Annotated in this window: 20 protein-coding genes; 14 read left to right on the plus strand and 6 right to left on the minus strand. The window is 65.4% G+C overall.

All coding sequences use genetic code 11. The annotated features are described in order from the left end of the window. Positions 1-143 precede the first annotated feature (143 nt). Genes J2848_RS16010 through J2848_RS16020 form a run of 3 tightly spaced genes read right to left on the minus strand, consistent with a single transcriptional unit; the run spans position 144 to position 3,100 of the window. Positions 144-1,439 (minus strand): NAD(P)/FAD-dependent oxidoreductase, encoded by a 1,296-nt coding sequence (locus J2848_RS16010; protein WP_149231784.1) that lies wholly within the window; start codon positions 1,437-1,439, stop codon positions 144-146. 51 nt (positions 1,440-1,490) lie between these two features. Then, the gene (locus J2848_RS16015) at positions 1,491-1,913 is read right to left on the minus strand and encodes a RidA family protein (RefSeq protein WP_149231783.1); all 423 of its coding nucleotides are present in this window, start codon (positions 1,911-1,913) and stop codon (positions 1,491-1,493) included. Positions 1,914-1,960: 47 nt separating this feature from the next. Further along, on the minus strand, positions 1,961-3,100 hold the full coding sequence (locus J2848_RS16020) for an ornithine cyclodeaminase family protein (RefSeq protein WP_149231782.1): 1,140 nt from the start codon (positions 3,098-3,100) through the stop codon (positions 1,961-1,963). A 766-nt stretch (positions 3,101-3,866) separates the two neighbouring features. Here J2848_RS16020 and goxA point away from each other — a divergent pair. Next, a complete protein-coding gene (goxA, locus tag J2848_RS16025; protein WP_149231781.1) occupies positions 3,867-5,885 on the plus strand; it encodes a CTQ-dependent glycine oxidase GoxA in 2,019 nt (672 codons plus the stop codon). Further along, the gene (gene goxB, locus J2848_RS16030) at positions 5,882-6,988 is read left to right on the plus strand and encodes a glycine oxidase maturase GoxB (RefSeq protein ID WP_149231780.1); all 1,107 of its coding nucleotides are present in this window, start codon (positions 5,882-5,884) and stop codon (positions 6,986-6,988) included. Before goxA ends, goxB begins: the two co-directional genes overlap by 4 nt. A 59-nt stretch (positions 6,989-7,047) precedes the next feature. On the opposite strand, the gene J2848_RS16035 is transcribed toward goxB, so the two are convergent. After that, positions 7,048-7,899, minus strand: a complete 852-nt coding sequence (locus tag J2848_RS16035) for an AraC family transcriptional regulator (RefSeq protein WP_149232051.1) — start codon at positions 7,897-7,899, stop codon at positions 7,048-7,050. Positions 7,900-8,097: 198 nt separating this feature from the next. Between J2848_RS16035 and J2848_RS16040 the strand changes: the two genes are divergently transcribed. The 11 genes from J2848_RS16040 to J2848_RS16090 all read left to right on the plus strand — a co-directional run bounded on the left by J2848_RS16040 (position 8,098) and on the right by J2848_RS16090 (position 20,388). Continuing rightward, complete coding sequence (locus J2848_RS16040; protein ID WP_376992983.1) at positions 8,098-10,152, plus strand: FUSC family protein; 2,055 nt, start codon at positions 8,098-8,100, stop codon at positions 10,150-10,152. After that, positions 10,149-10,364: a DUF1656 domain-containing protein gene (locus tag J2848_RS16045; RefSeq protein WP_149231778.1), complete on the plus strand. Its 216-nt coding sequence runs from the start codon at positions 10,149-10,151 to the stop codon at positions 10,362-10,364. The genes J2848_RS16040 and J2848_RS16045 overlap by 4 nt, the downstream gene beginning before the upstream one ends. Next, positions 10,361-11,242 carry an efflux RND transporter periplasmic adaptor subunit gene (locus J2848_RS16050; RefSeq protein WP_149231777.1) on the plus strand — a complete coding sequence of 294 codons (882 nt, stop codon included), beginning with the start codon at positions 10,361-10,363 and terminating at the stop codon, positions 11,240-11,242. Before J2848_RS16045 ends, J2848_RS16050 begins: the two co-directional genes overlap by 4 nt. A 162-nt stretch (positions 11,243-11,404) precedes the next feature. Next, positions 11,405-12,169 carry an enoyl-CoA hydratase/isomerase family protein gene (locus J2848_RS16055; protein WP_149231776.1) on the plus strand — a complete coding sequence of 255 codons (765 nt, stop codon included), beginning with the start codon at positions 11,405-11,407 and terminating at the stop codon, positions 12,167-12,169. Continuing rightward, positions 12,162-12,932, plus strand: coding sequence for a creatininase family protein (locus J2848_RS16060; protein ID WP_149231775.1), 771 nt, complete (start codon positions 12,162-12,164; stop codon positions 12,930-12,932). Before J2848_RS16055 ends, J2848_RS16060 begins: the two co-directional genes overlap by 8 nt. Positions 12,933-13,100: 168 nt before the next feature. Then, positions 13,101-14,240 (plus strand): LLM class flavin-dependent oxidoreductase, encoded by a 1,140-nt coding sequence (locus J2848_RS16065; protein ID WP_149231774.1) that lies wholly within the window; start codon positions 13,101-13,103, stop codon positions 14,238-14,240. A gap of 32 nt (positions 14,241-14,272) precedes the next feature. Next, complete coding sequence (locus J2848_RS16070) at positions 14,273-15,061, plus strand: enoyl-CoA hydratase/isomerase family protein (RefSeq protein ID WP_149231773.1); 789 nt, start codon at positions 14,273-14,275, stop codon at positions 15,059-15,061. Further along, the gene (locus tag J2848_RS16075) at positions 15,042-16,970 is read left to right on the plus strand and encodes an AMP-dependent synthetase/ligase (protein ID WP_253568665.1); all 1,929 of its coding nucleotides are present in this window, start codon (positions 15,042-15,044) and stop codon (positions 16,968-16,970) included. Before J2848_RS16070 ends, J2848_RS16075 begins: the two co-directional genes overlap by 20 nt. A 21-nt stretch (positions 16,971-16,991) precedes the next feature. Next, positions 16,992-18,119 (plus strand): 3,4-dihydroxy-2-butanone-4-phosphate synthase, encoded by a 1,128-nt coding sequence (gene ribB, locus J2848_RS16080; protein WP_149231771.1) that lies wholly within the window; start codon positions 16,992-16,994, stop codon positions 18,117-18,119. Between the two features lie 91 nt (positions 18,120-18,210). Beyond that, entirely contained in the window at positions 18,211-18,741 is a 531-nt protein-coding gene (locus J2848_RS16085) for a flavin reductase family protein (RefSeq protein ID WP_149231770.1), read from the plus strand. Positions 18,742-19,065: 324 nt separating this feature from the next. Further along, the gene (locus J2848_RS16090) at positions 19,066-20,388 is read left to right on the plus strand and encodes a spinster family MFS transporter (RefSeq protein WP_246193897.1); all 1,323 of its coding nucleotides are present in this window, start codon (positions 19,066-19,068) and stop codon (positions 20,386-20,388) included. 117 nt (positions 20,389-20,505) lie between these two features. On the opposite strand, the gene J2848_RS16095 is transcribed toward J2848_RS16090, so the two are convergent. Next, positions 20,506-21,384: an AraC family transcriptional regulator gene (locus J2848_RS16095; protein ID WP_149231768.1), complete on the minus strand. Its 879-nt coding sequence runs from the start codon at positions 21,382-21,384 to the stop codon at positions 20,506-20,508. Between the two features lie 239 nt (positions 21,385-21,623). On the opposite strand from J2848_RS16095, the gene J2848_RS16100 reads away from it, so the two are divergent. Further along, on the plus strand, positions 21,624-22,124 hold the full coding sequence (locus J2848_RS16100) for an Lrp/AsnC family transcriptional regulator (RefSeq protein ID WP_246193896.1): 501 nt from the start codon (positions 21,624-21,626) through the stop codon (positions 22,122-22,124). A gap of 174 nt (positions 22,125-22,298) precedes the next feature. Here J2848_RS16100 and J2848_RS16105 read toward each other — a convergent pair whose 3' ends face one another. Next, positions 22,299-23,681: an aminotransferase-like domain-containing protein gene (locus J2848_RS16105; RefSeq protein ID WP_149231766.1), complete on the minus strand. Its 1,383-nt coding sequence runs from the start codon at positions 23,679-23,681 to the stop codon at positions 22,299-22,301. Positions 23,682-23,844 lie beyond the last annotated feature (163 nt).

A 23,844-nucleotide genomic window follows, 5' to 3' on the forward strand; every position in this document is an offset into this window, starting at 1 on the left:
TGATCGGCATCCGGCTTGCGGGATTATGACCTTGAATATCAAATCCATGCCGGCCGGTGGCAAGCGCAAAAGCCGCCTGCGACCGACCGCGAGGCGGGTCGATCGAGGCGGCCGGGAACCGGACCGTCGGAGGAACGCTCCGATTATTGCAGCCGGCCGAGGCGGTAGGGGGCCGGATCGACGATCGGCGTTCCACCGGTCACGAGATCGGCGGCGAGCTGGCCTGCCGCCGGGGCGGTGCCGAAGCCGTGGCCGGAAAAGCCGGTTGCCAGAGTCAGGCCGGGAATCGCCCCGACCTTGTCGATCACCGGGAGGGAGTCCGGCGTGATGTCCATCGTGCCGCCCCAGACCTCCTCGATCCGGGCATTGGCGAAGACGGGCCAGGCCGACCTGATATTCTCCATCGCCTCGGCATTGATGCCGTGATCGACGCGCGGGTCCATCGTCCGCAACTTCTCGAACGGCGTGGTGGCGGAGGGACGCCAGCGGCGCGCCAGCATCAGATCCTCGAAGAACTCCCTGCCGAAGCTGATGCGCAGCTGGCTGCGGCCTTCGCGGAACATCGGCAGATAGCGCAGGCCGAGCAGGGCATGGTCGAGGACCAGGGGCGAGCCGACCGCGCCGCGCTGGCAGATGGTGAAGCCGCCGTCCCTGCGCTTGCGGAAGGAGAAGTCCGGGGCACCGACGGCAATCTCGGTCGGGCCGTCCATCGGGGCGGTGCGGATCGCGTAGCACACCAGCGGCAGGGTGGGCAGGAAGACGCCCAGATTGCCGAGAAAGCGGCGGGACCACAGGCCGCCGGCGAGAATGACCTCCTCGCAGGCGATCTCCCCCCGTTCCGTGACGACGCCGCTCACCCTGCCGCCGGACCGGGACAGGTCGCGGACGGCGCAGTTCTCCACGATGACGGCGCCCTTCGCCATCGCCGCGGCGGCGATGGCGCTGGAGGCGAGGGTGGGCTCGGCGCGGCCGTCCGACGGGGTGTGGATGCCCCCGGCCCATCTGCCCACGCCTCCCGGCACCAGCCGGTCGACCTCCGCCGGCGAGAGGATGCGCGTGTCCAGCGCCAGGGCCTCGGCCGTCTTCATCCACCGGCGATGGACGTCGAGTTCGGCTTCGGTCCTGGCGAGGAACATGATCCCGGCCTGCCGGTATCCGACATCCCCGCCGGTGCGGGCGTTCATTCCAGCCCACAACCGGTCCGATTCCAGGGCGAGCGGCAGGTCGGGGGCGGAGCGGGAGGTCTTGCGCACCCAGCCGAGGTTGCGGGACGACTGCTCTCCCGCCAGCCGCCCCTTTTCCAGAACCACCACCGGGACGCCGCGCTCGCTGAGGGTGAGGGCGGTCATCAGCCCGACGATCCCGCCCCCGATCACGACGACGGTCGTCGATTTGGGCAGAGCCGTGGATGTCTGGACGGGAGAGATGACCGGGGCCATGGCGGATGTCCTTGATGCGGAAGGTGCGGGGAGGGGAGGCGGGCGGGGGGATCAGGGGGAGACGGTGATCCGCTCCACCTCCGCCCTGCCGCTGCCGCGGTAGGCGGTCACCTCGATCTCCACCTTGTAGACGGTCGAGCCCAGCGGCGGGCAGGTCACGGTCGTGGTCGGATCGATGCCGCGGAACCGGTCGCCGAAGATCGCCATGACGGTGGGGGTGTCCTCCGGATTCTGGATGAACACCCGGGTCGACACCACGTCGGCCAAGCTGGCGTCGACCGCCTTCAGCGCCCGTTCGATGTTGTCGAACACCTGATGGGTCTGGGCGGTCACGTCGGCCGGAATTTCCTTCGTCTCGGGATTGCGGCCGGCGGTGTTGGACACGAAAATCCAGTCATCCACCGCGACGATGCGCGAATAGCTGCTGACCTCCTCCAGCTTCGTGCCGGTTTTGACCTTGGTGATTTTCACCATTTCGGATGCTTTCAAATGCCAGGGGAAAGGGGCAGGGGAGAAGAGGATCAGCGCAGCACCGGCGTGTCCCAGAGATTGAGCGTGACGCCGATCCCCTTCTTCACGGCATTGCGGTAGACGACCGTGCCCCAGGCGACGTCCTCCACCGGCATGCCGCCGACCGACAGGATGATGATTTCCTCGTCGTTGCGGCGGCCCGGCCGGGCGCCGGCGCAGATGGCGCCCAGATCCTCCAGTTCCTCGCGGTCCATCTTCCCTTCATGGATCATGTCCATGAAGCGGACGCCGATCACCGGGACATGGACATGGGCGGGCTTGGGCAGTTCCTCGAACCACGCCTCGTAGAGGCCGATGTTGTCCATCACCTTGCGGATGTCGGACTTCTCCATGCCGGCATCGATCTCGCAGGAGGCCGGCATCGACAGGAACGCGCCGGGCTTGACCCAGTCGCGCTTGACGACGGGATATTTGGAAACGTCGCCGGTCTCGCCGGATGCGCAGTAGGTGACGATGTCGGAACCGCGGACGATCGTCTCGATGTCGTGGACGATCTCGATCGTCGTGATCTGCGGATAGGTCTCCCGTGTCCAGGAGATGAAGCTGTCGAGGCTTTTCTGCCCGCGGCCCTGGACCTTCACCGTATCGATGTTCGGGCAGGTCGCCATGAAGGCCGCCAGCGAGGTCTTCGCCATGACGCCGGGACCATAGACGCCGACCACCCGCGAGTCCCGGCGGGCCAGATGCCGCGCCCCGACGCCGGGAACAGCACCGGTCCGGTAGGCGGACAGCAGGTTGGCGGACATGTGCGCCAGGGGAGCGCCGGTATCGGCGTCGTTCAGCGTGAACATCAGGATCGAACGGGGCAGGCCTTTCTCGCGGTTCGCGATGTTGGAGCCGTACCATTTCATTCCCGCGGTACAGTATTTGCCGCCAAGATAGGCGGGCATCGCCATGAAGCGGCGGTCGGCCGTCGGCTTCGGCATGGTCGGGAACGGCGAGTTTTCCGGGAAGACGACCATGGCGCCGTGGGAATCGTTGTTGGCGCCTGCCATCCGGTAATCGCCGGTGTGCAGCAGCACGAACATGTCTTCCATCGTGTCCACGCAGGCGGCCATGTCGGTCACGCCGGCTTTCACCATGTCCTGTTCCGAGAGATAGAGGAAATCGATCCGGGGCAGGTCGCTCATTGCGTCGTTCTTTCCTGAAAACGCCGGGGGCGAGCGTTCCGGCGCTCACGATGGCGGCGGAGGCCGCTCGCCCGGCAGGTGCGGGTGGTCGGGAGGGGGCGTTCGAAGAAATGCGATCAGTTTCCTGATCTTCCGGATGCTTTATTTTATTAATATGACTTGTGGAGGAAAATAATAGGAAGAGATTTTGAAAATAAATAAAAATATGCGGCGTTATGTTATTTATTATTGATTGCAACAACTAAGGCTGCGTTCTTGTTTCCTGATAGTCCCGCTTCGTTTCCCTGGCCGGAATACCGGGTAGCCAATGATTTTCCTGGGCTTGATCGCTGTGTCACGGATAGCGCCCTTCCTGGCAGAAGCTTGGTCAGTGGGGTCTATTGCTGCTGATGCCGATAGACGTTTTGCCCAATCAAGATTTGGGAAATGGCTCCAAACTGCTTGATAGAAGCAGTCATATTTTTGATATTTCAGGTCAATCGACAGTTTCGGCCCTTCAAGCCGCTTTGCAGCCCCAGGGCAATGGCGTCAACGAGACCACCGGGTCAGCCAGGGACCCTGCCAGGGCGGCCGGCCTCGCTGGCGAGTGACGCCGCGAGGATCATAGGATCGCGGCGATTGGAATGCGCAATTTGTATCGGGGAGCACCTCTCTTAAGGAGATTTTAGTTTCAATAATGCACGCATATGGGAATGTGGTGATTTGCTATGGTCCGTCACAGGATCATCAACCAGCCAGACAACCTATTTGCGATGGGGGAACGACGATGAGCGCCGATCACAACGACCGCCCGGCAACCGGACTCAAGCGGCGTGACTTCCTGGCCACCGCCGGGACCATCGCCGGCCTGGGGCCGATGGCGCTGCCGTTCCTGGCGCGCGCCGCCTTCGCCCAGAACGCCCCCTCGGCACCGCCCGCCGACAGCGCGGTCGCGCGGCTCGCGGTTTATCCGCCGCTCGGCATCTGCCGCGTCGGCAACAGTCCCGAATGGTTCTACGCGCCGGAGGTGCCCGGCTTGCCGCCGCAGGCCGATGGCCGCTACAAGGATGGCGACCAGAAGGTCAAGAAGCAGGTCCAGCGCTTCCGCGTCTACGCCTTCAACAAGGCGGGCGAGGTGATCCGCGAGGTGACGGCGGCGGAGGCGACGATCGACTGGACCGTCCATGTCGCCAACACGAAGGCCGCCTGGTACGGCTTCAACAACCCGCTCGACAATGGCGAGAAGGCGCCCGGCCTTCCCGGCCAGAAGCGCAACCAGTTCATCACCGGCGACCGTGACCGCGCCGACATGCTGGTGATCAACCCCGGCCCGAAGAGCATCTCCGGTGTCAGCACCAACCAGGCCGGCACGGACCGCGCCTTCGACATGGTCGGGCGCTTCTGGAAGAAGCTGGACGTCAAGCTCGGCCACCTGCGCACCGACGCGGCGGGCCGCCTGCTGGTCTTCCCCGGCGACGGCGTGTCGCAGTCGGCGGTGCCCGACAACCCGATCAGCAACTTCTCCGACAATGACGGCTGGCACGACGACTGGTGCGACGGCGTCGTCCAGGCCAAGGTCACCTTCAAGTCCGGCGGCCCGGCGATGGAGGCCGAAAACGGCTGGGTCGCCGCCTGCGGCCCCGATTTCGCGCCCGACATCCCGCCCTTCGTCTCGCTCTACGACGTCATCAACGACGTCACCGGCACGCCGCCGAAGACGCAGGACGGCAAGCTGTCCTTCCAGAAATACATCTACCCCTTCTTCCACCGGCTCGCCCTGATGGACTGGGTGGCGGCGGCCTCCAACCTCGACCAGGCCTGGATCAAGGTCGGCAATTTTGCCGATCCCGCCTATGTGGCGCAGCTCGCCGACCCGTCGCCGGCCAACAAGGCTTTCCGCGACAGCGTGCTGCAGGCGATCCGCGACCCCAACTCCGACGAGCTGCAGCAGTACAAGCTGCCCTACATGCTGGGCGACGGCATCAACTACAGCGCCTCGCCGCTGCGCTGGTTCAAGATGCCCAAGCAGCAATACGCCATCCTCCAGGCCTGGGCGGCCGGCGACTTCGTCAACGACATCGATACCAAGGCGGCGCCGGTCACTACGCTCGACCAGATCCCGCTGTCCGAACAGCCGGAAGCGCTGACCCGCGCGGCGCTGGAGCCCTGTTCGGGCGGCGCCTTCCACCCCGGCGTCGAGCTGACTTGGCCGCTGCGCCACGGGGAGCTGTACCGCGGCCCCTTCCGCATCGCCCTGTCGGAGACCCGCGACAAGTCGCTGGTGCAGAATCTCGGCCTGCTGCTGACGCCGGAGAAGGCCTTCGGCGGCTACGAGGGGGTGCCGCCGGCGGTGGCGCCGCAGATGCCGGGCGACCTGACCCGCTGGATGGGCCTGCCCTGGCAGTGCGACGCCTTCAGCTGCCAGCAGGTGACCTTCGCCAACGACTTCCCCAACGCCACCTGGTGGCCGGCCCTGCTGCCGATCGACGTGCTGCCGCAGCTCTATTACGAGCAGGTGATGGACAAGGATCTGGAGCCGGCCCAGCGGGTGAAGTTCTTCGAGAGCCGCGTCGCCTGGGCGCGCGGCGTCGCCGGCATCGGCTACCACGCCGAGGCCAGCTACACCGACGGCCTGAACCAGATGATCTATCTGTGGGACCGGATGGGCTTCGTCGTGCGCCGCGACGGCCCGATCGACGAGAACCGCCCGAAGCAGATCCCGCCGGTGCTCTATGTCGAGGTCGACCGCGGCTCGATGGACCTGTTCACCGACCAGCCGCCCTTCAAGGGGCTGAAACGGAAATGAGCCTGTTCGACGTCGCCGTCATCGGCGGCGGCATCGCCGGTGCCGCCGCCGCCCTGACGGTGGCGGGTGCCGGCCGCTCCGTCCTGGTGATCGGTCCGGAGGGGGAGGCGGGCGACCGGCCGGGGGAGTTCCTCTCGCCGGCCGCCAATGCCCTGCTGGCCGAACTCGGGCTGGCGGATCGGATCGCCGCCGGTCCGCACCGGGTGGCGAACGCGACCTACGCCGCCTGGGCGGCGCCGGTGCTGGCCCAGCGCAACGCCATCACCCATACCGAGGGGCCGGGCCGGGTGCTCGACCGCCGGGTCTTCGAGCGGGCGCTGACGGCCGCGGTGGCGGAGGCCGGCGTCCCCCGGCTGGCCATCCCGCTGGCCGGCGCCGAGCGGGACGGCGTGAGGCGGGATGGCGCTTTGTGGCGCCTGACCCTGGAAGACGGAACCGAGCGGGCCCCGCGTTTCCTGGCCGCGCGTTTCCTGATCGACGCCAGCGGCCGGGCAGCGGTGGTGGCCCGCCGTTTCGTCCGCCGCCGCCGCGCCGACCGGCTGGTGGCGGCCTGCGATTTCCTCGCCCAGACAATCGACGATGTCGAGCCGACTCCCGCCACCCTGATCGAGGCGGCGGCGGAGGGCTGGTGGTACGCCACCCTGCTGCCCGACCGGCGGATGGGGCTGGCCTTCTTCTCCGACCCCGACCGGCTGCCGCGCGGCCTGTCGCGCGATCCCGCGCGCTGGCGGGCGATGCTGGCGGAGACCGAATGGACGGCGCGCTGGCTCGACAGCGCCGGCTACCGGATCGCCGCGGCACCGCGTCTCGCCAGCGCGGGCACCACGTGGCTGGAGCGGGCGGCGGGGGAGGGCTGGGCGGCGGCCGGCGACGCGGCGGCGGCCTTCGACCCGCTGTCGTCGCACGGCCTGACCTCGGCCCTGTGGGCCGGCCGGCGGGCGGCGCAAGGGGCCTTGGCGATGCTGGACGGCGATTCCCGGCCGCTGGAGCGCTACGCGACGACGCTCGATGAGGCGGTGCGCCAGTTCCTCAGCCAGCGCCGCGCCGTCTATGGCGAGGTCCGGCGTTTCGCCGACCGCCCTTTCTGGAGCCGACGGCAGTAATCCGGATCATCGCCGCCGCGGAATCTCCTCGCTACCGTCCAGATCACTGCTCTCGTCGGTTATCGGCTATGAGTTCCGGCCCCAACACCTATGGGCCTTGTTTTGATTCGGGATTGTGACAACTTCACCCTGCGTCGACTGAAATACTGTGCCGGTGTACTTCCCAGAGCTTTCTTGAACATCGTGATGAAAGCATTGACCGACTCATAACCCAGCGAATCCGCCACAGTCTGCACCGTCGCCCCGCTGGCCAATTCACGAAGTGCGACGACAAGGTGCAACTGCTGTCGCCAGCGTCCGAAGGTCAGGCCCGTCTCCCGGATCATCAAACGAGCCAGCGACCTCTCGCTCATCGCGACGCGCTTCGCCCATTGCCCCAATGTGCTGCGGTCGGAGGGTTCGATCGTCAGGGCGTCGGCGATCGCCCGGATCTTCGGATCGTTGGAGATGGGCAGGTTGAAGTGTTCACGCGGCATCCCGGCCAGTTCGTCCAGCGTCACCCGTGCAAGCCGGGCGGCATGGCTGTCCGGCGGATAGTCCGATACTTCGCCGGTCAGCCGGTTGACCAGTTCCCGCACCAGGGGAGAAATCGACAGGGTGCAGCAGACATCGGGCAGGCTTGCGGCTCCCGGTTCCACGAACAGGTAGCTGAGCCGGGCATTCGCCGTCGTCCTGACGCTGTGCGGCATACCGCCTGGAATCCAGACTCCGCAGTCGGGCGGCACGATCCAGATTTCATCGTCGACGGTGCAGGTGACGGCGCCATGCAGAGCCAAAATCAGCTGACCCCTCCGGTGCACATGCACAGGCACTTCCGCCTCGTATTCCGCGAAGTCGAGCAGGCGTGCGACCGCAGGCCGATCCGCCAGATCGGGGTCGAAGACGGAAACGGCCGACCGGGACGCGGACATGGGTTTCGGCATGATCGACTTTGGCATGATTCAGGGATTTTTTGACAGGGTACCTAATTTATCTGGTTGCGCAACGCACCGATACTCTCCGGCATGAGAACCGAACATCCATCAAACCGGCTTTTCGCCGTCACCGGCATCGCCATCCGGATCGCGGCAATCGGACACGCATGGTCACTGCAATCCCGGTTCCCCGCGTTGCGGACGGATGCGGATGCGCTGCTCTTTTCGGCGAAGAGCTTCGCCGCGGCGATGCTGGCCTACTACATCGCGCTGCGTGCGGGTGTGCCGAAACCCTCCTGGGCCATCGTCACCGTTTACATCGTCTCGCAGAACTCGGCCGGCGCGTCGCTCAGCCGCGGCGTCTATCGCTTTGCGGGGACGGTCGTCGGTGCGGTGGCCACCGTGGCGATCATCCCCAGTTTCGTGAACGATCCGATTGTCTGCAGCATGGTGCTCGCCGGCTGGATCGGCCTGTGCCTCACCCTCTCGCTGCTCGACCGCACCGCGCGGGCCTATGCCTTCGTTCTGTCCGGCTATACCGCCAGCCTGATCGGCTTCCCCGGCGTGTTCAATCCCGCCGCCATCTTCGATACGGCATCGGTGCGGGTCCAGGAGATCTCCATCGGCATCCTCTGCGCCGTCCTGGTCCATCGCTTCGTCCTGCCGAAGCGCATGACCGGCCAGTTCACCGCCAAGCTGTCGGCAACGCTGCGGGACGCCCGCCGGCTGGCGGGCGACGCACTCCGCGGAAACTCAGGGCAGGAGACCCGCCGCGACCGCGACCGGCTCGCGGGGGATCTTCTCGCCCTGCAAGGGCTGGCCGGTCACCTGCCATACGATCCGGTCCCGGTAACGCCGAGCCTGGAGACGCTGCAACTGATCCATGACCGGCTCGCGCGACTGCTTCCGCTCGCGACGGAGGTCGAGGAGCGCATCCATGCCCTCCGCACCGGAAACCACAGCCTGCCCGATGACCTGACCGCGCTGCTGGGTGGACTGGATTGTTGGTTCGCTGCCGCCGATGCGGTCGGGCGGGACGCCGGTGCGATCCAGCTGATCCATCGTGCCCGGACGGTGCGGACACGCATCGCCGCGGATGCCGTGACGGTCGGCGACAGGCTCGCGGCCAACCTCGCCGGGCACCTCGCCGAGATGATCGGCCTGCTTCACGAGTGCGACCGGCTTGAACGGAGCCTCGCACGCGCCGCCGCCCGGCCGCCGGACTCCGCATCGCACCTCCGATCCGGGCGTGCGACAGGCTATGTCTATCACCGCGATCCCTGGATGGCGGCCCGGTCTGCGCTCGGTGCGGTCGTCGGCATCGTCATCGGCTGTGCGTTCTGGATCTGGTCGGCCTGGCCGGAGGGCGGACTGGCGGTATCGATTCTGGGCGTCTGCTGCGCCCTGTTCGGCAATGTCGACACGCCGGCGCCGAATGTCGTCAAATATATGGCCGGCTCGGTCGTCGGCGTGGCGGTCAGCCTGGTCTACAGCTTCGTCGTCCTGCCCCGCGTGACGGATTTCGCCGGTCTCGTCGCGGTGCTCGCGCCGGCCTTCCTGGTCGCCGGTTCCCTGCAAGCGCGGCCCCCGACGGCGTTCATGGCGCTTGGCATCACCCTGACGATCCCGATTCTTTCGGGGCTGGGCGCCACCTATGCCAGCGATTTCGCCGGGTCGCTCAACAGCATCGTCGCGCTGTTTGCGGCGACGGGATTCGCGGTCGTGAGCATGAGCCTGTTCCAGACGATCCCGGTCGATGCGGCGATCGGCCGGCTCCTTCGGTTGAATCGGCAGGATGTCAGGCGGCGGGCCCTGGGCGGCGGACCCGACGAGGCGCACTGGACAAGCCTCATGATCGACCGGACGGCGCTGCTGCTGCCGAGGCTCCGGCTGTCCGGGACATCCCACCCGGATGTGCTTGACGACACCTTGCACCACCTCCGTGTCGGTCACGCCGCCGGTCGGCTTCATCAGGCGATCCGGCAGGTCGATGCCGATGACGGTGCCGACAATGACGGCCGGATCGGCAATGACGGGTTCGAGCTTCTCACCGCGATTGCCCTGCGCTTCGGCCCTGGATACCGGGCGGAACCTTCCGATGCCATCGCTCTGCACCGGCGCATCGAAACATTGATGGCGCGGATCGCCGAAAGCCCGACTGTGGACCGCGTTCGGCTGCTCGACCTGCTCATCGACCTTCGGTTCGCCCTGGGTCCGAGCGGCGCAATGAATTGGGAGAACGACCGATGATTCCCGATCTCGACATCGGAGGCGTCTTCCTCCCCGGTCTGCTGGTGCTCGCCCTGGCCGCCCTCGCTGGCACCGTCGCGATGGTCCGCCTCTTCGCGGCCGCGGGACTCTTCCGCCTGACCGCGAGCCGGCCGCTCGTCGAACTCGCCACCTTCGCCATCCTCTACGGCCTGCTCCTGCAGGCTCTGCCATCCAGCGGAACATTCCAATGAAACCTGTGCTGTCCCTGCTCGGGCGCTACGCCCTGACCCTTTCCTTCGGCACGGTTGCCACCCTCGTGGCATTGCAGGTATGGACTCGTCACGAGCAGACGCCCTGGACGCGGGATGCCCGGGTGAGCGCGGAAGTCGTCCAGATCGCGCCGGAGGTATCCGGGACCGTGGGCGCCGTCTCCGTCGTCGACAACCAGTATGTGCGTCGTGGCGACATCCTCTATGTGATCGATGCCAAGCGGTTTTCGCTCGCGGTGGCGTCCGCACAGGCCGAGGCGGAAGCCAGACGCCAGGACATGCTCGTTCGCCAGGCGGCGGCGCGGCGGCGAAGCCAGCTCCGCGAGGTCATTTCGCAGGAGGATCTGCAACAGACGGCCGGCGCCGCCGCACAGGCGGCAGCGACTTACGAAGTTGCGGTGGCTGCGCTCGATCTTGCCAAGCTCAATCTCGCACGGGCGACGATCCGGGCGCCGATCGACGGGTATGTCACCAATCTGCGGCTGCGGCCCGGCGACTATGCCACGGCGGGCGTGACGAAGATCGCCATCCTCGATGCGGCCAGCTTCTGGATCACCAGCTATTTCGAGGAAACGAAGCTGCGCCGCATCCGTGTCGGCAAACCGGCGCAGATCATGCTGATGGGCTTCGATGACGCGCTCTCCGGCCATGTCGAAAGCATCGGCCGGGGGATCGAGGACAGCAACGGAACGCCCGGCCATCGCGGCCTGCCGAACGTCGAGCCGACCTTCAGCTGGGTCCGCCTCGCCCAGCGCATCCCCGTGCGCATCCATATCGACCGGGTGCCGCCCGGCGTCGAACTGGCGGCCGGCATGACGGCGACCGTCGCCATCGAGTCCGCAACCGCCGACGCGCTGTGACCGGCGGCGGGAGTGCGCGGCATCTTCGGCTGTCAAACACTTGGGTCGCGCCAGAACATCCTTTCACGGGCACGCTGGCGGGGAGTCTTCGGAAGAACCCCTTGAGAGGCACGCGCTAACCTCCGGTGCCACGGAGCCTCGCGCGACCTGAAAGGATGCAACATGCTGAGGATGGATCGTTTATCCACGACTCTGGTCCGGCTGACCATCGACAGGCCACCCGCCAACGCGCTTTCCCTCGATCTGATCCAGGCGCTGGCGGACGATCTTGCCCGGTTCGGCGAAGAGGCCGACGCGCCGGCGGTGATCCTGACCGGGGCCGGAGAGCGCTTCTTCAGCGCCGGCGGCGACATTCGCGAGATCACCGCCAGGGCGGACGCCGCGATTCCGCGCATGCGCGCCTTCCATCGGCTGCTTGTCGCACTCGAAGGCTACCGCTGCCCGCTGCTGTGCGCCGTCAACGGCTATGCGGTGGGCGGGGCGCTGGAACTGGTTCTGTTTGCGGATCATGTCGTGGCGAGCGAGGGGGCCAGATTCGGCTTTCCCGAGATCAATCACGGCCTGCTTCCCGCCGCGAAGGGCATGCGGCAGGCGATGAACCGCCTCGGGCGCCGGGCTGCCGAGCGCCTGCTCTATTCCGGGGACCTCGTTTCGGCGCAGGAGGCGCAGGCGATGGGCCTCGTCGACGAAATCGTCGGTTTCACCGATCTGCAGGACCGGACCTGTGCCGTCGCCGAGACGCTTCGCCTCAAGGACATGGCTCTGTTCTCGGCGATCAAACGGACCTTCACCGATGCGCCGCGGATGACCGACGAGGAACTTGAAGCGCGCACGCTCGGCGACATGCAGGATTACCTGAACCGCGGAGAGACGGCCGCGGCTCGTGAACGATTCCTCCAGCGCAAGGCGAGGCAGCAGCATGACTGACGGCGATCATCTCCGGCTTGAGTTCATGACCTCGTCCGAGGTCGCTCTCGCCATCGCGGGCGGCACCCGGACCATCGTCATCCCCTGCGGGGCGGTGGAGCAGCATGGACCGCACCTGACCCTCAGCGTCGATGCCGATCACGCGGACCACTTGGGCATCCTGGTGGCGAAGGGCGTGGGAGGGGCGCTGGTCGCGCCGACCATCAGGGTCGGCTGCTCGTCCCATCATCTCGCATTTCCCGGCACGATCTCCTTGCAGGACAGCACGTTCGAAATGATCTGCCGGGACTACTGCACCAGCCTGGCGAGGCATGGCTTCGAGCGGATTCTGATCTTCTCCGCCCATGTCGGCAATTCTCCGCCCTTGGCCAGGATGCTGCCGCGCTTGCGGTCGGCCGTGCCCGCCTCCTGCCGCATCTCCGCCTTCACCGATGCGAAGGCATGGCTGGAGTGCTGGCGCGATGCGGTGAGTGAGGCGGGTGGCGAGCCGATCAGGGTCGGCGGCCATGCCGATATCGCCGAAACCTCGCTGATGCTCGACATCCACCCCGGGCGGGTGCGCACCGGGCGCTATGAGGCCGGACGATTGGGGCTTCTTTCACAGGGCGACCTGGAACTGATGTGGCGCGACGGGCTTGCGGCCGTCAGCGCCAACGGCATTCTCGGCGACCCCACCGGTTCCTCGGCGAGCATCGGCAGGCATTGCATCGAGCGCATCGCCTCGCTTCTCGTCGAGAGCTTTTCCCGGGACGATCCGGTTTGACACCGCGTCGCCGTTGCCGCGCGGCTATCCGGTCGATCATTCCTACACAAAATAATGTTCTGAACACACAGTCGGCATAACGGATCTTTGGCAGGTTCTGCCGCCGACTTCGTGACAAGCTTCCAGTCACCGAAGAGGCATCCCAAACAAACCCGAGAGGGCATCCAAATGGCAGTCAAGTTCGGCTTCTGGTCCGAGCAGGAAACCCTGGTTGGCCAAAGCTATTCGCGCCGGCTTCACGAGCTTGTCGAAGAGGCGGCGTTTGCCGAGAAGATGGGTTTCGACATCGTCAGCCTGTCCGAGCAGCATGTCGCCTTGGGCGGGATCTCTAGCTCGGCTCCCGAAGTCGTATATGGCTACCTCGCGGCGGTGACGTCCCGCATCCGGCTGAGGCCGGCGGTTTCGCTGATGCCCAAGAAGATCAACCACGCCCTCCGCACGGCGGAACGTGCGGCGGTGACCGACATCCTGTCCAACGGCCGCATGGAGCTGTATTGCGGCCGGGCAAACACCACCATCGCCATGCGCGCCTTCAACGTGGAACCCGCGGAAACCCTTGAGCAGATGGAGGAGGGGATCGCGCTGATCCGCGAAGCCTTCAGCAAGGACATCTTCACCTTCGAGGGCAAGCATTATCAGGTTCCGCCGCGCATGCTGGTGCCGAAGCCGATCCAGAAGCCCTATCCGCTGATGGGCATCGCCGCGACCAGCGAGCGCAGCCATGTCTGGGCGGCCCGCCAGGGGCTCGCCGTCCTCAGCCACACGCTCTACCAGGGCTGGGACGCCCAGGCGAAGATGGTCGAAGCCTACCGGTCGAACTGGCAGCGGGATCCGAACGGCCCGCTCGACCGTCCGCGTCTCGGCATGCCGGTGTTCCTCGGGATCGCCGAAACCGATCAGGCGGCGAAGGACATCTATGCCGAGCCGCTGATGCAGTACGCCCGCATCTCGACCGACGCCTATCCGCGGCTGGCGAAGATCGCCGACGACTACGCCTATATGGGGGAAGGGCTGGAAGCGCTCCAGCGCGCGGCCACCGACTGGGATTATCTGCTCAACGACTCCGCCAGTCTGGTCTGCGGCAGCCCGGATACGGTCATCCGCCAGCTGGAACGCTTCATCGAGACCGGCGCCGAAGAAATCCTGTTCCACATCGACTCTGTTTCGCACGCCGAGATCATGAAGGCGATCGAACTGGTCGGCCGCTACGTCATCCCGCATTTCAACGACCGCAGCAATGTGGTGCGTCCGACCGACGAGATCCTCGACCAGATCCGCAGGATGCGGAAGGTGAGCGCTTCGGCCTGATCCCCTGTCGACCGATCTGAAGAGAGTCTCACATGACCGACAAGACCTATAGGGGCCTGCTCGTCGAGAAACGCGCGAGCGGCGTGGCCATCGTCACCCTGAACCGGCCGGAAATCCTCAACGCCATCGACTGGCCGATGCATTCCGCGCTGGAAGAGCTGTTCGCGGACCTCGACAATGACCGGGCGGTCAAGGCCGTCGTCCTGACCGGTGCGGGTCGCGGCTTCTGCTCCGGCGGCGATCAGACTGCGCTCGATGACAATCTGGGGCCGATTTCGCCCACCCGTTCCGGGCGTCACCTCATCCGCAACATGCTCGAACTGGAATGCCCGCTGATCGCCGCCGTGAATGGCGTCGCCGTCGGGCTGGGCGCCACGCTCGCCCTGTTCTGCGATGTCGTCTTCGCCGAGCCCGCTGCCCGCTTCGCCGACACCCATGTGACGGCCGGCGTCGTCGCCGGGGACGGCGGTGCGGTGATCTGGCCGCTCCTTCTGGGGCCGGTGCGGGCGAAGCATTATCTGATGACCGGAGACTTCATTTCGGCGGAGGACGCGGCTGCGGCCGGAATGATCAACGGGGTCGTGCCGGAAGGAACCGTCGTCGAGCATGCGGTCCGCTACGCCGAGATGCTGGCCTCCGGCCCCCGCGATGCCATCGTCTGGACCAAATACGCCGTCAACAAGCTGATCAAGGAGCAGATGCACCTGAATCTCGACACCGCCATGGCGCACGAGATGCTCACCTTCCACAGCCCGGAGCGCCGGGAGGCCGTCGCCGCCTTCCGCGAGAAGCGCAAGCGCTTTGCAGAAGGCGGCAATTGAGATGGGCGGGCCGCATTCCTTTTTCCCGCCCGTCCCATCTACGATTACCTCATCCCCAATCGACCCTCCACCGACCGCGCATGAGGACGGGACGCTGCCGTCGCTGCTGCGCGACCGCCGGGACGGCAGGGGCGAGGCCGTGGCGTTCTTCCAGAAGCGTGCCGGTACGTGGCACGCCACGACCTGGGGTGAATTCGCCAGGGACGTCACAGCGCTATCGCGTGCCCTCCTCGACCATGGTCTGGAGAAGGGGGACCATGTCGCCATCATGGGGGACATCTCGCAGGACTGGGTGGCCGCCTACATGGCGACGGTCTGTTCCGGCGGCGTGGCGGTCGGGATCTATTTCACCTCCTCGACCGAGGAGGTGGAGTATTTCCTGGAGGATTCCGGGAGCAAATTCGCCTTCGTCGCCGGAGAGAAGGAACTCGCCGTCCTTCTCCGCAGCCGGCAGGCGGAGACGCTGAAGAAGATCGTGGTCTTCGATCCGGCGGTTCCGTCATCGAAAAACATCGTCTCGCTGCCGCGGTTTTCCGCCTCGTCGTCCGACTGTGCGTCACTGCTCGACGAGCAGGCCGGAATGGCGCGGCCCGAGGACAATGCCAGCATCGTCTACACCTCCGGGACGACCGGCAATCCCAAGGGTGCGATCCTCACCCACCGCTCGCTGATCGAGGGTCTGGTGACCATCCGAAGCTTTTGCCCGGCGCTTTTCCGCGAACCCCAGCGGGTGGTCGTCCATCTCCCCCTCTCCCATGTCGTCGGGCTCGGGCAGGGAATCGTTCTTCCTCTCATCAGCGAGGTCACGCCTTATTTCGGCGAGACCGGAGCGGACTTCGCGACGACCATCCGCGATGTGAGGCCAACCTATTGGATGGCGCCGCCGCGCTTCTATCAACGCTACGCCGCCGAACTGGTCAGCAGGATCAATGCGTCGGCTTCGGTTGGCAGGAAATCCTACCGCTTCGCGATGTCCATCGCCCAGAAGGCGCTGGCGGACCGGCAGACGGACGGCCCGGACGATCCCTTTCTCCAGGCGCTTTTCGCGACCTGCCGCGATCAGGTCTTCCTGCCGCTCCTGGCGGAGATCGGTCTGGACCAGCTCAAATACCCGTACACCGCCTCCGCGCCGATGCCGCCGGACGTCGTGAAGCTGTGGCAGACCTGGGGGGTGAACCTCAAGGAGGTCTATGGGCAGACCGAACTGGTCGGAGCGAACACCGGGCAGATGCGGGACTGGTCGAAGCCCGGCACCATCGGCGTTCCGATCGCCGATCCCCGCTGGAAGACCAGGGTCGCCGGCGACGGCGAGATGCTGGTGACGGGACCCGGCCTGTTCACGGGGTACCTGAACAAGCCTGACGACACGCTGGAGGCTCTGCGCGACGGATGGCTCCACACCGGCGACATCGTCGAGGTCCGGCCCGATGGCCAGCTGGCGATCATCGACCGGAAGAAGGAGATCATCAACACCTCCGGCGGCAAGTCGATCAGTCCGGCGCAGATCGAGAACGAGTTGCGGCGAAGCCCCTACATCTCGGAAGCCGCGGTCTGTGGCGACGGGCGGAAATACCTGGTGGCGCTGATCGAGGTCGACCGCATCGCGATGACGGACTGGGTGAAGGAGCGGAACGAAACGATCAACGACTACGCGGATTTCTGTTCGTCGGAAGCGGTCATCCACCTGATCGAAGGGGAGGTCGCCAAGGCGAACCAGAGGCTGGCGCCGGTCGAGCAGATAAAGTCGTTCCGGATCCTTCCCGAAGAGCTGTCGGCCGAAAATGGCGTCATGACGGCAACCCGGAAAAAGCGGCGCAAGGTACTGAACGAACGTTACGCGGCGTTGATCAACTCACTCTACGACGATTCCGAGGATTCGCTGATCCGTCAGGCGCTGTCGAACATGTGATGCGGTGATCGAAGGAAGATCATGACGATGCTGCCCAGCAACCCACGCCATTCATTCCTGTCCTCGACGATGGAGATCATCGAAGAGGCCCGCAATGGCCGAATGTTCATCCTTGTCGACGACGAGGAGCGGGAGAACGAGGGCGATCTCGTGATCCCGGCGCAGATGGCGACGCCCGAGGCGATCAACTTCATGGCGTCGCATGGCAGGGGCCTGATCTGTCTGGCGCTCGGCAAGGAGCGGGTCGACCAGCTCGGCCTCAAACTGATGAGCCCGCAAAACGGCACCCGCCATGGGACGGCCTTCACCGTTTCCATCGAGGCGCGTGAGGGGGTTTCCACCGGCATTTCCGTGGCTGACCGGGCGCGGACCGTGGCCGTGGCGATCGACGCGGCCAGGGGGCCCGATCATATCGTCTCGCCGGGCCACATATTTCCCCTGGTCGCGCGGCCCGGCGGCGTCCTGGTCCGTGCGGGACATACCGAGGCGGCGGTGGACGTCGCGCGCCTTGCCGGCCTCAATCCCTCGGGCGTGATCTGCGAGATCATGAAGGAGGACGGGACGATGGCCCGTCTCGACGATCTCGTCGCCTTCGCCCGGCGCCACGCGCTCAAGATCGGCACGATCCGCGACCTGATCGCCTTCCGCCGCCGCCACGATCACGATGTCGAACGTGTCGTCACCACGAAATTCGACAGCCGATGGGGCGGCGAGTGGAGCGCCATCATCTTCCGCATCAAGGCAATCGGGACGGAAGCGATTGCGCTGGTGAAGGGCGTGATCGACGAGAGGCCGACCCTGGTGCGCATGCACGCACTGGACATCCTGTCGGACGTGCTCGGCCAGACCGGCGACCGCAGCGATATCGTCGCCCGGTCCATGCAGGAAATCGCCGCCGAAGGGACGGGCGTGATCGTGCTGTTCAGCCGTGATGTCCCACTCTCACAGCTTCTTCGGGTGAAGGCGGGGGAGCCGCTCGTCGACAAGGCCGAACTGCGCAACTATGGCGTCGGTGCCCAGGTTCTGGCGGAACTCGGCATTCACGACATGATCCTTCTGTCCAACTCGCAGCATGTCCCGGTGGCACTCCGGGGCTATGGGCTGAACATCGTGGAGCACCGGACGCTGCCGGTCGTCTCTGCCCCGTAACACCGCTGCCAACACAGTTTCTGGACGGCCAGCCCTGCAGTGCCAGCCAGGGTCGGCGGCATGCCCTTCCACTGCCTTGCGTGAGGTCACCATGTCAGGACAAGATTTCCGTGTTCCAGAGTATGTGGAGACGGCGGCCTTCAAGAGTGCGTTGCGGACTGTCGTGGGGTCGGTCTCGATCGTGGCGTCGGGCCAGGGTGCCGACAGGCGTGGCCTGACCGTCACCGCCGCGGTTTCCCTGTGTGTCGATCCGCCGATGGTTCTTGCCTGCATCAACCGCAGTGCCGAGGCCCACGACGTCATTCTCCGGACCGGCGCCTTTTCCTGGAACGTCCTTTCCGCCGATCAGGTCCAGCTGGCGGAACGCTTCGCGGCGCTGGACGGCAGCAAGGGCGCCTCCCGTTTCTCCCCCGCAGACTGGGGCGAGACGGTTACCGGGGTTCCGGTCCTTCGCCAATCCGTTTGCAGCTTCGATTGCAGACTGCAGGACGCCGTGGAAGTCGCCACCCATACGATCATGATCGGTGCCGTTGTTTCCCAGAGCCATGCTCAGGACAAGGTTCCGCTGATTTACTCTTCGGGCAGGTTCGGACGAATGGAATATTTTGAATCCGACGAATAATATGGCTTCTCCGCTTTCATAGACGTTCCGTAACGGCGCATCCAATCAGGGACGCCGGATCCTCCGCCTCGCGCTCGGTGGCACGGTCAAGGGCGCCATCTCTTCAATCTCGCCTACCAGGCGACCCTGGCCGGCCCCTGCGACCCGCGCGCCGACTGCGGCGTGTTTCCCATCGGCACGGGCGTCAAACTCCGACCGCAGGCCGGCTGCACGCAAACCCCAGCACCTCCCGACACCGCGTTCCGACCGAAACCGACCCGGCCCCCCGTGCCCGGTCTTTTTGGAGACTGCCGTATGATCGAAGACGCAACGACCACGGTGTCGATGCCGCAGCCGAAACCGATGGGCCTGTCGATCCACTATCGGCGCTATGCCCTGACCATGCTGTTCCTCGTCTATATGCTGAACTTCGTCGACCGTCAGATCGTCAATATCCTGGCGGAACCGATCAAGCGCGAACTCGGTCTCGCCGACTGGCAGTTGGGGTCGTTGACCGGACTATCCTTCGCCATCTTCTACGCGACCCTGGCCCTTCCGATCGCGCGATGGGCGGAACGTGCGAACCGGGTCAGGATCGTCGCGCTGTCGGCGATCACCTGGAGCCTGTTCACGACGATCTGCGGCGTGGCCCAGACCTTTGCCCAGCTGTTCCTCGCCAGGGTCGGTGTCGGGGTCGGCGAAGCCGGCTGCACGCCGGCATCCCAGTCCCTGATCAGCGATTACACGACGAGAGAGAGGCGGGCCTCGGCGCTGGCGTTCTTCTCCATGGGCATTCCGGCCGGTACCCTGGTCGGGATGGTGGTCGGCGGCCTGATCGCGGACAGTCTCGGCTGGCGCGCATCCTTCGCGCTGGTCGGGGTGCCCGGCATCATCCTTGGGCTTCTGGCCTATTTCACGCTGCCCGAGCCGCGAAAGTCCTTCGCGGCCAGCGAGGTTCAAGCCGCACCCAGCCTGAGGGAGGCACTGGCCGAACTCGGCAGCAAGCGGACCTACATCTGGCTCACGGTCGCGATGGCGGCCATGAGTTTCGGGATTTACAGCAATCTCGCCTTTCAAAGCTCCCACTTTCTGCGCAATCACGCGGAAGGGTTGGGCACGCTGGCGGTCAGGCTGAACGATCTCACCGGAATCCGACTGGGCGCCACCGGTTTTCTCGGTACGGTGCTGGGCCTGATCGTCGGCATCTGCGGAGCAGCCGGCACCTGGCTGGGCGGCTGGTCGACGGATCGCGGCGTACGCAGCAGTCTGAACGCCTATGCCACCATCCCGGCAGCGGCGGCCCTGTGCATGCCCTTTGCGCTTTTCGCGACTTACACCGCCTCGAACACCGTAGCGGCGCTTTGCCTGATGGGATTGCCGATGATGCTGCAGTCCATCTATTACGGTCCCATCTTTGCGGCGGTGCAAAGCCTGGTGCGTCCGCGCACCAGGGCAACGGCCACCGCCATCTTCCTGTTCTTCGCCAATCTGATCGGGCTTGGCCTTGGACCGCTGTCGGTCGGCCTGATCAGCGATCTTCTCGCGCCGTCGATGGGCTCCGGTGACGCCATCCGCTGGGCGCTGATCAGCACGTCGCTCGTCTATGTGCTGGCGGCGGCAGCCTTCATGGCAGCGCGAAAGAGCATCAGGCAGGATATCGTCAGCTGACAGGGTAAGCGGCGGCAAGCATCCGGGGGACCGCAATGCCGGTCCCCGACACGCCAACGGCCCTTGATCCCGGCAGGCAGGATCGAGGGCCTTTGGCATGACAAGGGCGATGCCGTGTCAGTTCGTCGTGCCTTCGGCCCGATCCTGCAGATACCGTCGCGGGGGCTGCCCCATGTGCTTCCTGAACATGGCGGTGAACGCGCTCGGAGAATCGTATCCCAGTTCCTGGGAGATCGCCTGAACGGTGGCACCCATCGACAGCCGTTGAACGGCGATCACGATATGGAGCTGCTGGCGCCACCGGCCGAACGACATTCCCGTCTGTTTCAGGATAAGCCGGGCCAGCGTACGCTCGCTCGTGGCGACCGCTGCCGCCCAGTCCCGGATGGTCCTGCGGTCGTCCGGCGCCTCCAGCAACTGGGCGGCGATGCGCTGTATCCTGGGATGGCTGGAAACCGGGAAGTGGAGTGGCTCCGTCTTCATCTGGGCAAGCTCGTCCAGGATGACCTGGACCAGACGGCTCGTCGGACCTTCCAGAGGATAGAGCGGCGGCAGGTTGGCCAAGTGAAAGATCATCTCGCGCAACATCGGGCTGATCGAGAATGTCGCGCAGGAATCCGGCAGGGGCGAAATCCCCGGATTGATGAAAACGCAGTATGACCGGCCCTTGTCCGACATCGAAACGCTGTGGGGAATCTCTCCCGGAATCCAAACCGCTCCATTGGACGGGACGATCCGAAGCCCATCGAGCGTCCGGCACATGACCGAGCCTTCCGCCGCCACCACCAGCTGGCCTTTCCGGTGCCAGTGGATCGGCAATTCGTCATCATCCACATTGCGCCGGACAAGGAAAGAGACCAGCGGGCGGGCAATCTCGTCGGGATCCAGCGTGGTGAAGCTGACGCGCAGGCCGGTGGGATCCCACGGCCTCGGGGCGGCATCGCCGGCCGCCGAGGCTTCCGGCCACTTCGCACCAATCCGCGCAATCTTCGGCAATATTGCGGCCCCCGTGCATTCTGACGCGGATCATAGTGGGAGTTTGACAGTTTCGCGACATAAAATGGCAATCCCATAGATTCTGCCACTGGCCGGCCTCGGGTACACTCTGCCGTATGCACACCCGATTGGCAGAAGGAAGCGCGTGCTGAACCCGGATGGGTTTGTTCCGCGGAATTTCCTGCCGCTCTTCGCTTCGGTTCCAAGCCAAGCCGTCAAGGATACAACAGGGAGTCATCATGATGAACACGCTGACGCTCGACCGAACCGACATCAAGATCCTCAACGAACTGCAGAAGGACGCAAATCTGACGAACGTCGAGCTTGCCGGCAGAATCAACCTGTCTCCCTCACCCTGCCTTACGCGGGTGAAGAAGCTGGAGCAGACCGGCATCATCGATCGACGGGTCACCCTTCTGAATCCAAAGGCGATGGGGCTGGAAATCAATGCCTACATCCAAGTCAAGCTCGACAAACAGCCGCAATCGGCGCTGGAGAATTTCCGGGATGCCGTCGAGAGGATTCCCGAGGTGATGGAATGCAATTGGATGACAGGCGACTGCGATTTCCTGCTGCGCGTCGTTGTTCGAGATGTTGAAGAGCTTGAACATCTGATCACAAACAAAATATCGAAAATAGAATTCGTTGCCACCATCCGATCCAATTTGGTTCTGAAACAGATAACCTATAAAACTGAACTGCCTATCAGTACATCACAGACGATCGTCATCCGGTATTGACAGGGGCCTGTTCGCAGCGAGGCGGTGATTGCGGATGGTAGGGCGGCAAAGGGGGAAAGCTCGCTCCAGCTTCCGAGCCGACCGATCTCGTTCAAAGCCATAAACAGCGGTCGCCTTCACATCCAGGCAGCGATGCGCTTCCCTTTGCAACGGAACCGGTCAGCGCGGCATCGGTCACCGCGCGCCGTGTGCGTGCAGACGGTCGCCGAGAAATGCGATGAAGCGGGGATCGCCGGCATAGGCGATGTTGATCCGCATCGCTGGCGCGGTCGCCGTCCGCGTCGGCAGGAACAGCGTGCCGGGCGCCAGGAAAATCCCCTGTTCCGCGGCCTGGCGCACCAGCTCCGCCTCGTCGATGCGGTCGGGAAGCTCACCCCACAGATAATATCCGCCGGGAGCGGCCGGCGGCAGCCGGACACCGATGCGGGTAAGGGCAAGCGTCGCCTTTTCCGTATGCTCCCCGATCAGCGTCTTCAGCCGGCGCAGATGCCGGAGATACTGGCCGGAGGCAATGAAGGCGTAGACGATCCGCTCGACATAGTCGGAGGTGCTGACGATGGTCAGCATCTTGACGTCGCACAGCCGGTCGATCAGCGGGCGTTTCGCCGCGACATAGCCGACACGGAGGCTGGCCGACAGGGTTTTTGAGAAGGTGCCGACATAGATGACCCGCTCCAGTTGGTCGAGCGCGGCGAGCCGTGGGCTGGCGGCGGGCAGGACATCGGCGAAGGGGTCGTCCTCGACGACATACAGGCCGTGCTGCTCGGCAATCCCCAGCAGGCGGTGGGCGACCGCGGGCGTGATCGAGCCGCCGGTCGGGTTGTGCGCCAGCGACTGGGTGAAGAACAGCTTCGGCTTGTGGGCGGCGGCCTTGGCGGCGAGATCGTCGAGGTCGGGGCCGTCGTGGCGCCGCTGGACGCCGACGATGCCGATGCGCGACAGCCGGAGCTTGCCGAACAGCGGATAATAGCCGGGGCTGTCGACCAGCACGGTGTCCCCCGGTTCCAGCATCTGGCGGGCGACGAGGTCGAGCGCGTGGTTGGCGCCCTGGGTCAGCAGGATCTGGTCCGGCGACGCCGTGATCGACCGTTCACCGAGCGTCAGCGCCAGCCGCTCGCGCAACGGCAGGAAACCCCAGGGGGAGCCGTAGCCGTGGTCCGGCGTCAGGCCACGCGTCGCGGCCAGGAAGCGCGGGTTGCCACCGACTTCGAACCGCTCCATCCAGGACGGCGGCGGCCGGCCGTCGCCGATCCGTACCGCGTAGCTCTGCACCAGCTGTTCGCGAAGCAGGGAAACGAAGTCCACCGCCTCGGCGACATGGGCGGACTGCTGCCCGGCCACCGCATGGCGGACGCGGGCGACGTAATAGCCGGCCCCCTGCTTCGCCTCGACATGGCCCAGCGCCACCAGACGGTCGTAGGCCTCGGCCATCGTGTTCTTCGAGACGCCGTGCTCGACGGCGCCGGCCCGCACCGACAGCAGGCGCTCCCCCGGCTTCAGCAAGCCCTCGCCGATCAGGCCGGCGATCCTGTCGACGATGCTGCCCACCCGTGTCATCGCATCACCGCCTCAGTGTCCCAATGAATGCGCTGGTACAGTGTCCCGGAGATTCCGGGGAACTGTCCCTTGTGCCGTCCATTTGTATCACTGATCATCACGTGAACGAACGGTGATGGCGGGGTGGCCCGCGGCGCCGGTTCGGCCAGCACCACCCCGGCAC

Source organism: Azospirillum lipoferum (assembly GCF_024170005.1).
Taxonomy (GTDB): Bacteria; Pseudomonadota; Alphaproteobacteria; order Azospirillales; family Azospirillaceae; genus Azospirillum; species Azospirillum lipoferum.

Excerpts from the sequence above, each read along its gene's own strand:
- J2848_RS16045 (WP_149231778.1), top strand. The coding sequence starts at position 10,149 with ATGATTCCCGATCTCGACATCGGAGGCGTCTTCCTCCCCGGTCTGCTG.
- J2848_RS16085 (WP_149231770.1), top strand. The coding sequence starts at position 18,211 with ATGTCAGGACAAGATTTCCGTGTTCCAGAGTATGTGGAGACGGCGGCC.
- J2848_RS16070 (WP_149231773.1), top strand. The coding sequence starts at position 14,273 with ATGACCGACAAGACCTATAGGGGCCTGCTCGTCGAGAAACGCGCGAGC.
- J2848_RS16035 (WP_149232051.1), bottom strand. The coding sequence starts at position 7,899 with ATGTCCGCGTCCCGGTCGGCCGTTTCCGTCTTCGACCCCGATCTGGCG.
- ribB (WP_149231771.1), top strand. The coding sequence starts at position 16,992 with ATGACGATGCTGCCCAGCAACCCACGCCATTCATTCCTGTCCTCGACG.
- J2848_RS16060 (WP_149231775.1), top strand. The coding sequence starts at position 12,162 with ATGACTGACGGCGATCATCTCCGGCTTGAGTTCATGACCTCGTCCGAG.
- J2848_RS16055 (WP_149231776.1), top strand. The coding sequence starts at position 11,405 with ATGCTGAGGATGGATCGTTTATCCACGACTCTGGTCCGGCTGACCATC.
- J2848_RS16015 (WP_149231783.1), bottom strand. The coding sequence starts at position 1,913 with ATGGTGAAAATCACCAAGGTCAAAACCGGCACGAAGCTGGAGGAGGTC.
- goxA (WP_149231781.1), top strand. The coding sequence starts at position 3,867 with ATGAGCGCCGATCACAACGACCGCCCGGCAACCGGACTCAAGCGGCGT.
- goxB (WP_149231780.1), top strand. The coding sequence starts at position 5,882 with ATGAGCCTGTTCGACGTCGCCGTCATCGGCGGCGGCATCGCCGGTGCC.
- J2848_RS16100 (WP_246193896.1), top strand. The coding sequence starts at position 21,624 with ATGATGAACACGCTGACGCTCGACCGAACCGACATCAAGATCCTCAAC.
- J2848_RS16105 (WP_149231766.1), bottom strand. The coding sequence starts at position 23,681 with ATGACACGGGTGGGCAGCATCGTCGACAGGATCGCCGGCCTGATCGGC.
- J2848_RS16065 (WP_149231774.1), top strand. The coding sequence starts at position 13,101 with ATGGCAGTCAAGTTCGGCTTCTGGTCCGAGCAGGAAACCCTGGTTGGC.
- J2848_RS16050 (WP_149231777.1), top strand. The coding sequence starts at position 10,361 with ATGAAACCTGTGCTGTCCCTGCTCGGGCGCTACGCCCTGACCCTTTCC.
- J2848_RS16010 (WP_149231784.1), bottom strand. The coding sequence starts at position 1,439 with ATGGCCCCGGTCATCTCTCCCGTCCAGACATCCACGGCTCTGCCCAAA.
- J2848_RS16090 (WP_246193897.1), top strand. The coding sequence starts at position 19,066 with ATGCCGCAGCCGAAACCGATGGGCCTGTCGATCCACTATCGGCGCTAT.
- J2848_RS16020 (WP_149231782.1), bottom strand. The coding sequence starts at position 3,100 with ATGAGCGACCTGCCCCGGATCGATTTCCTCTATCTCTCGGAACAGGAC.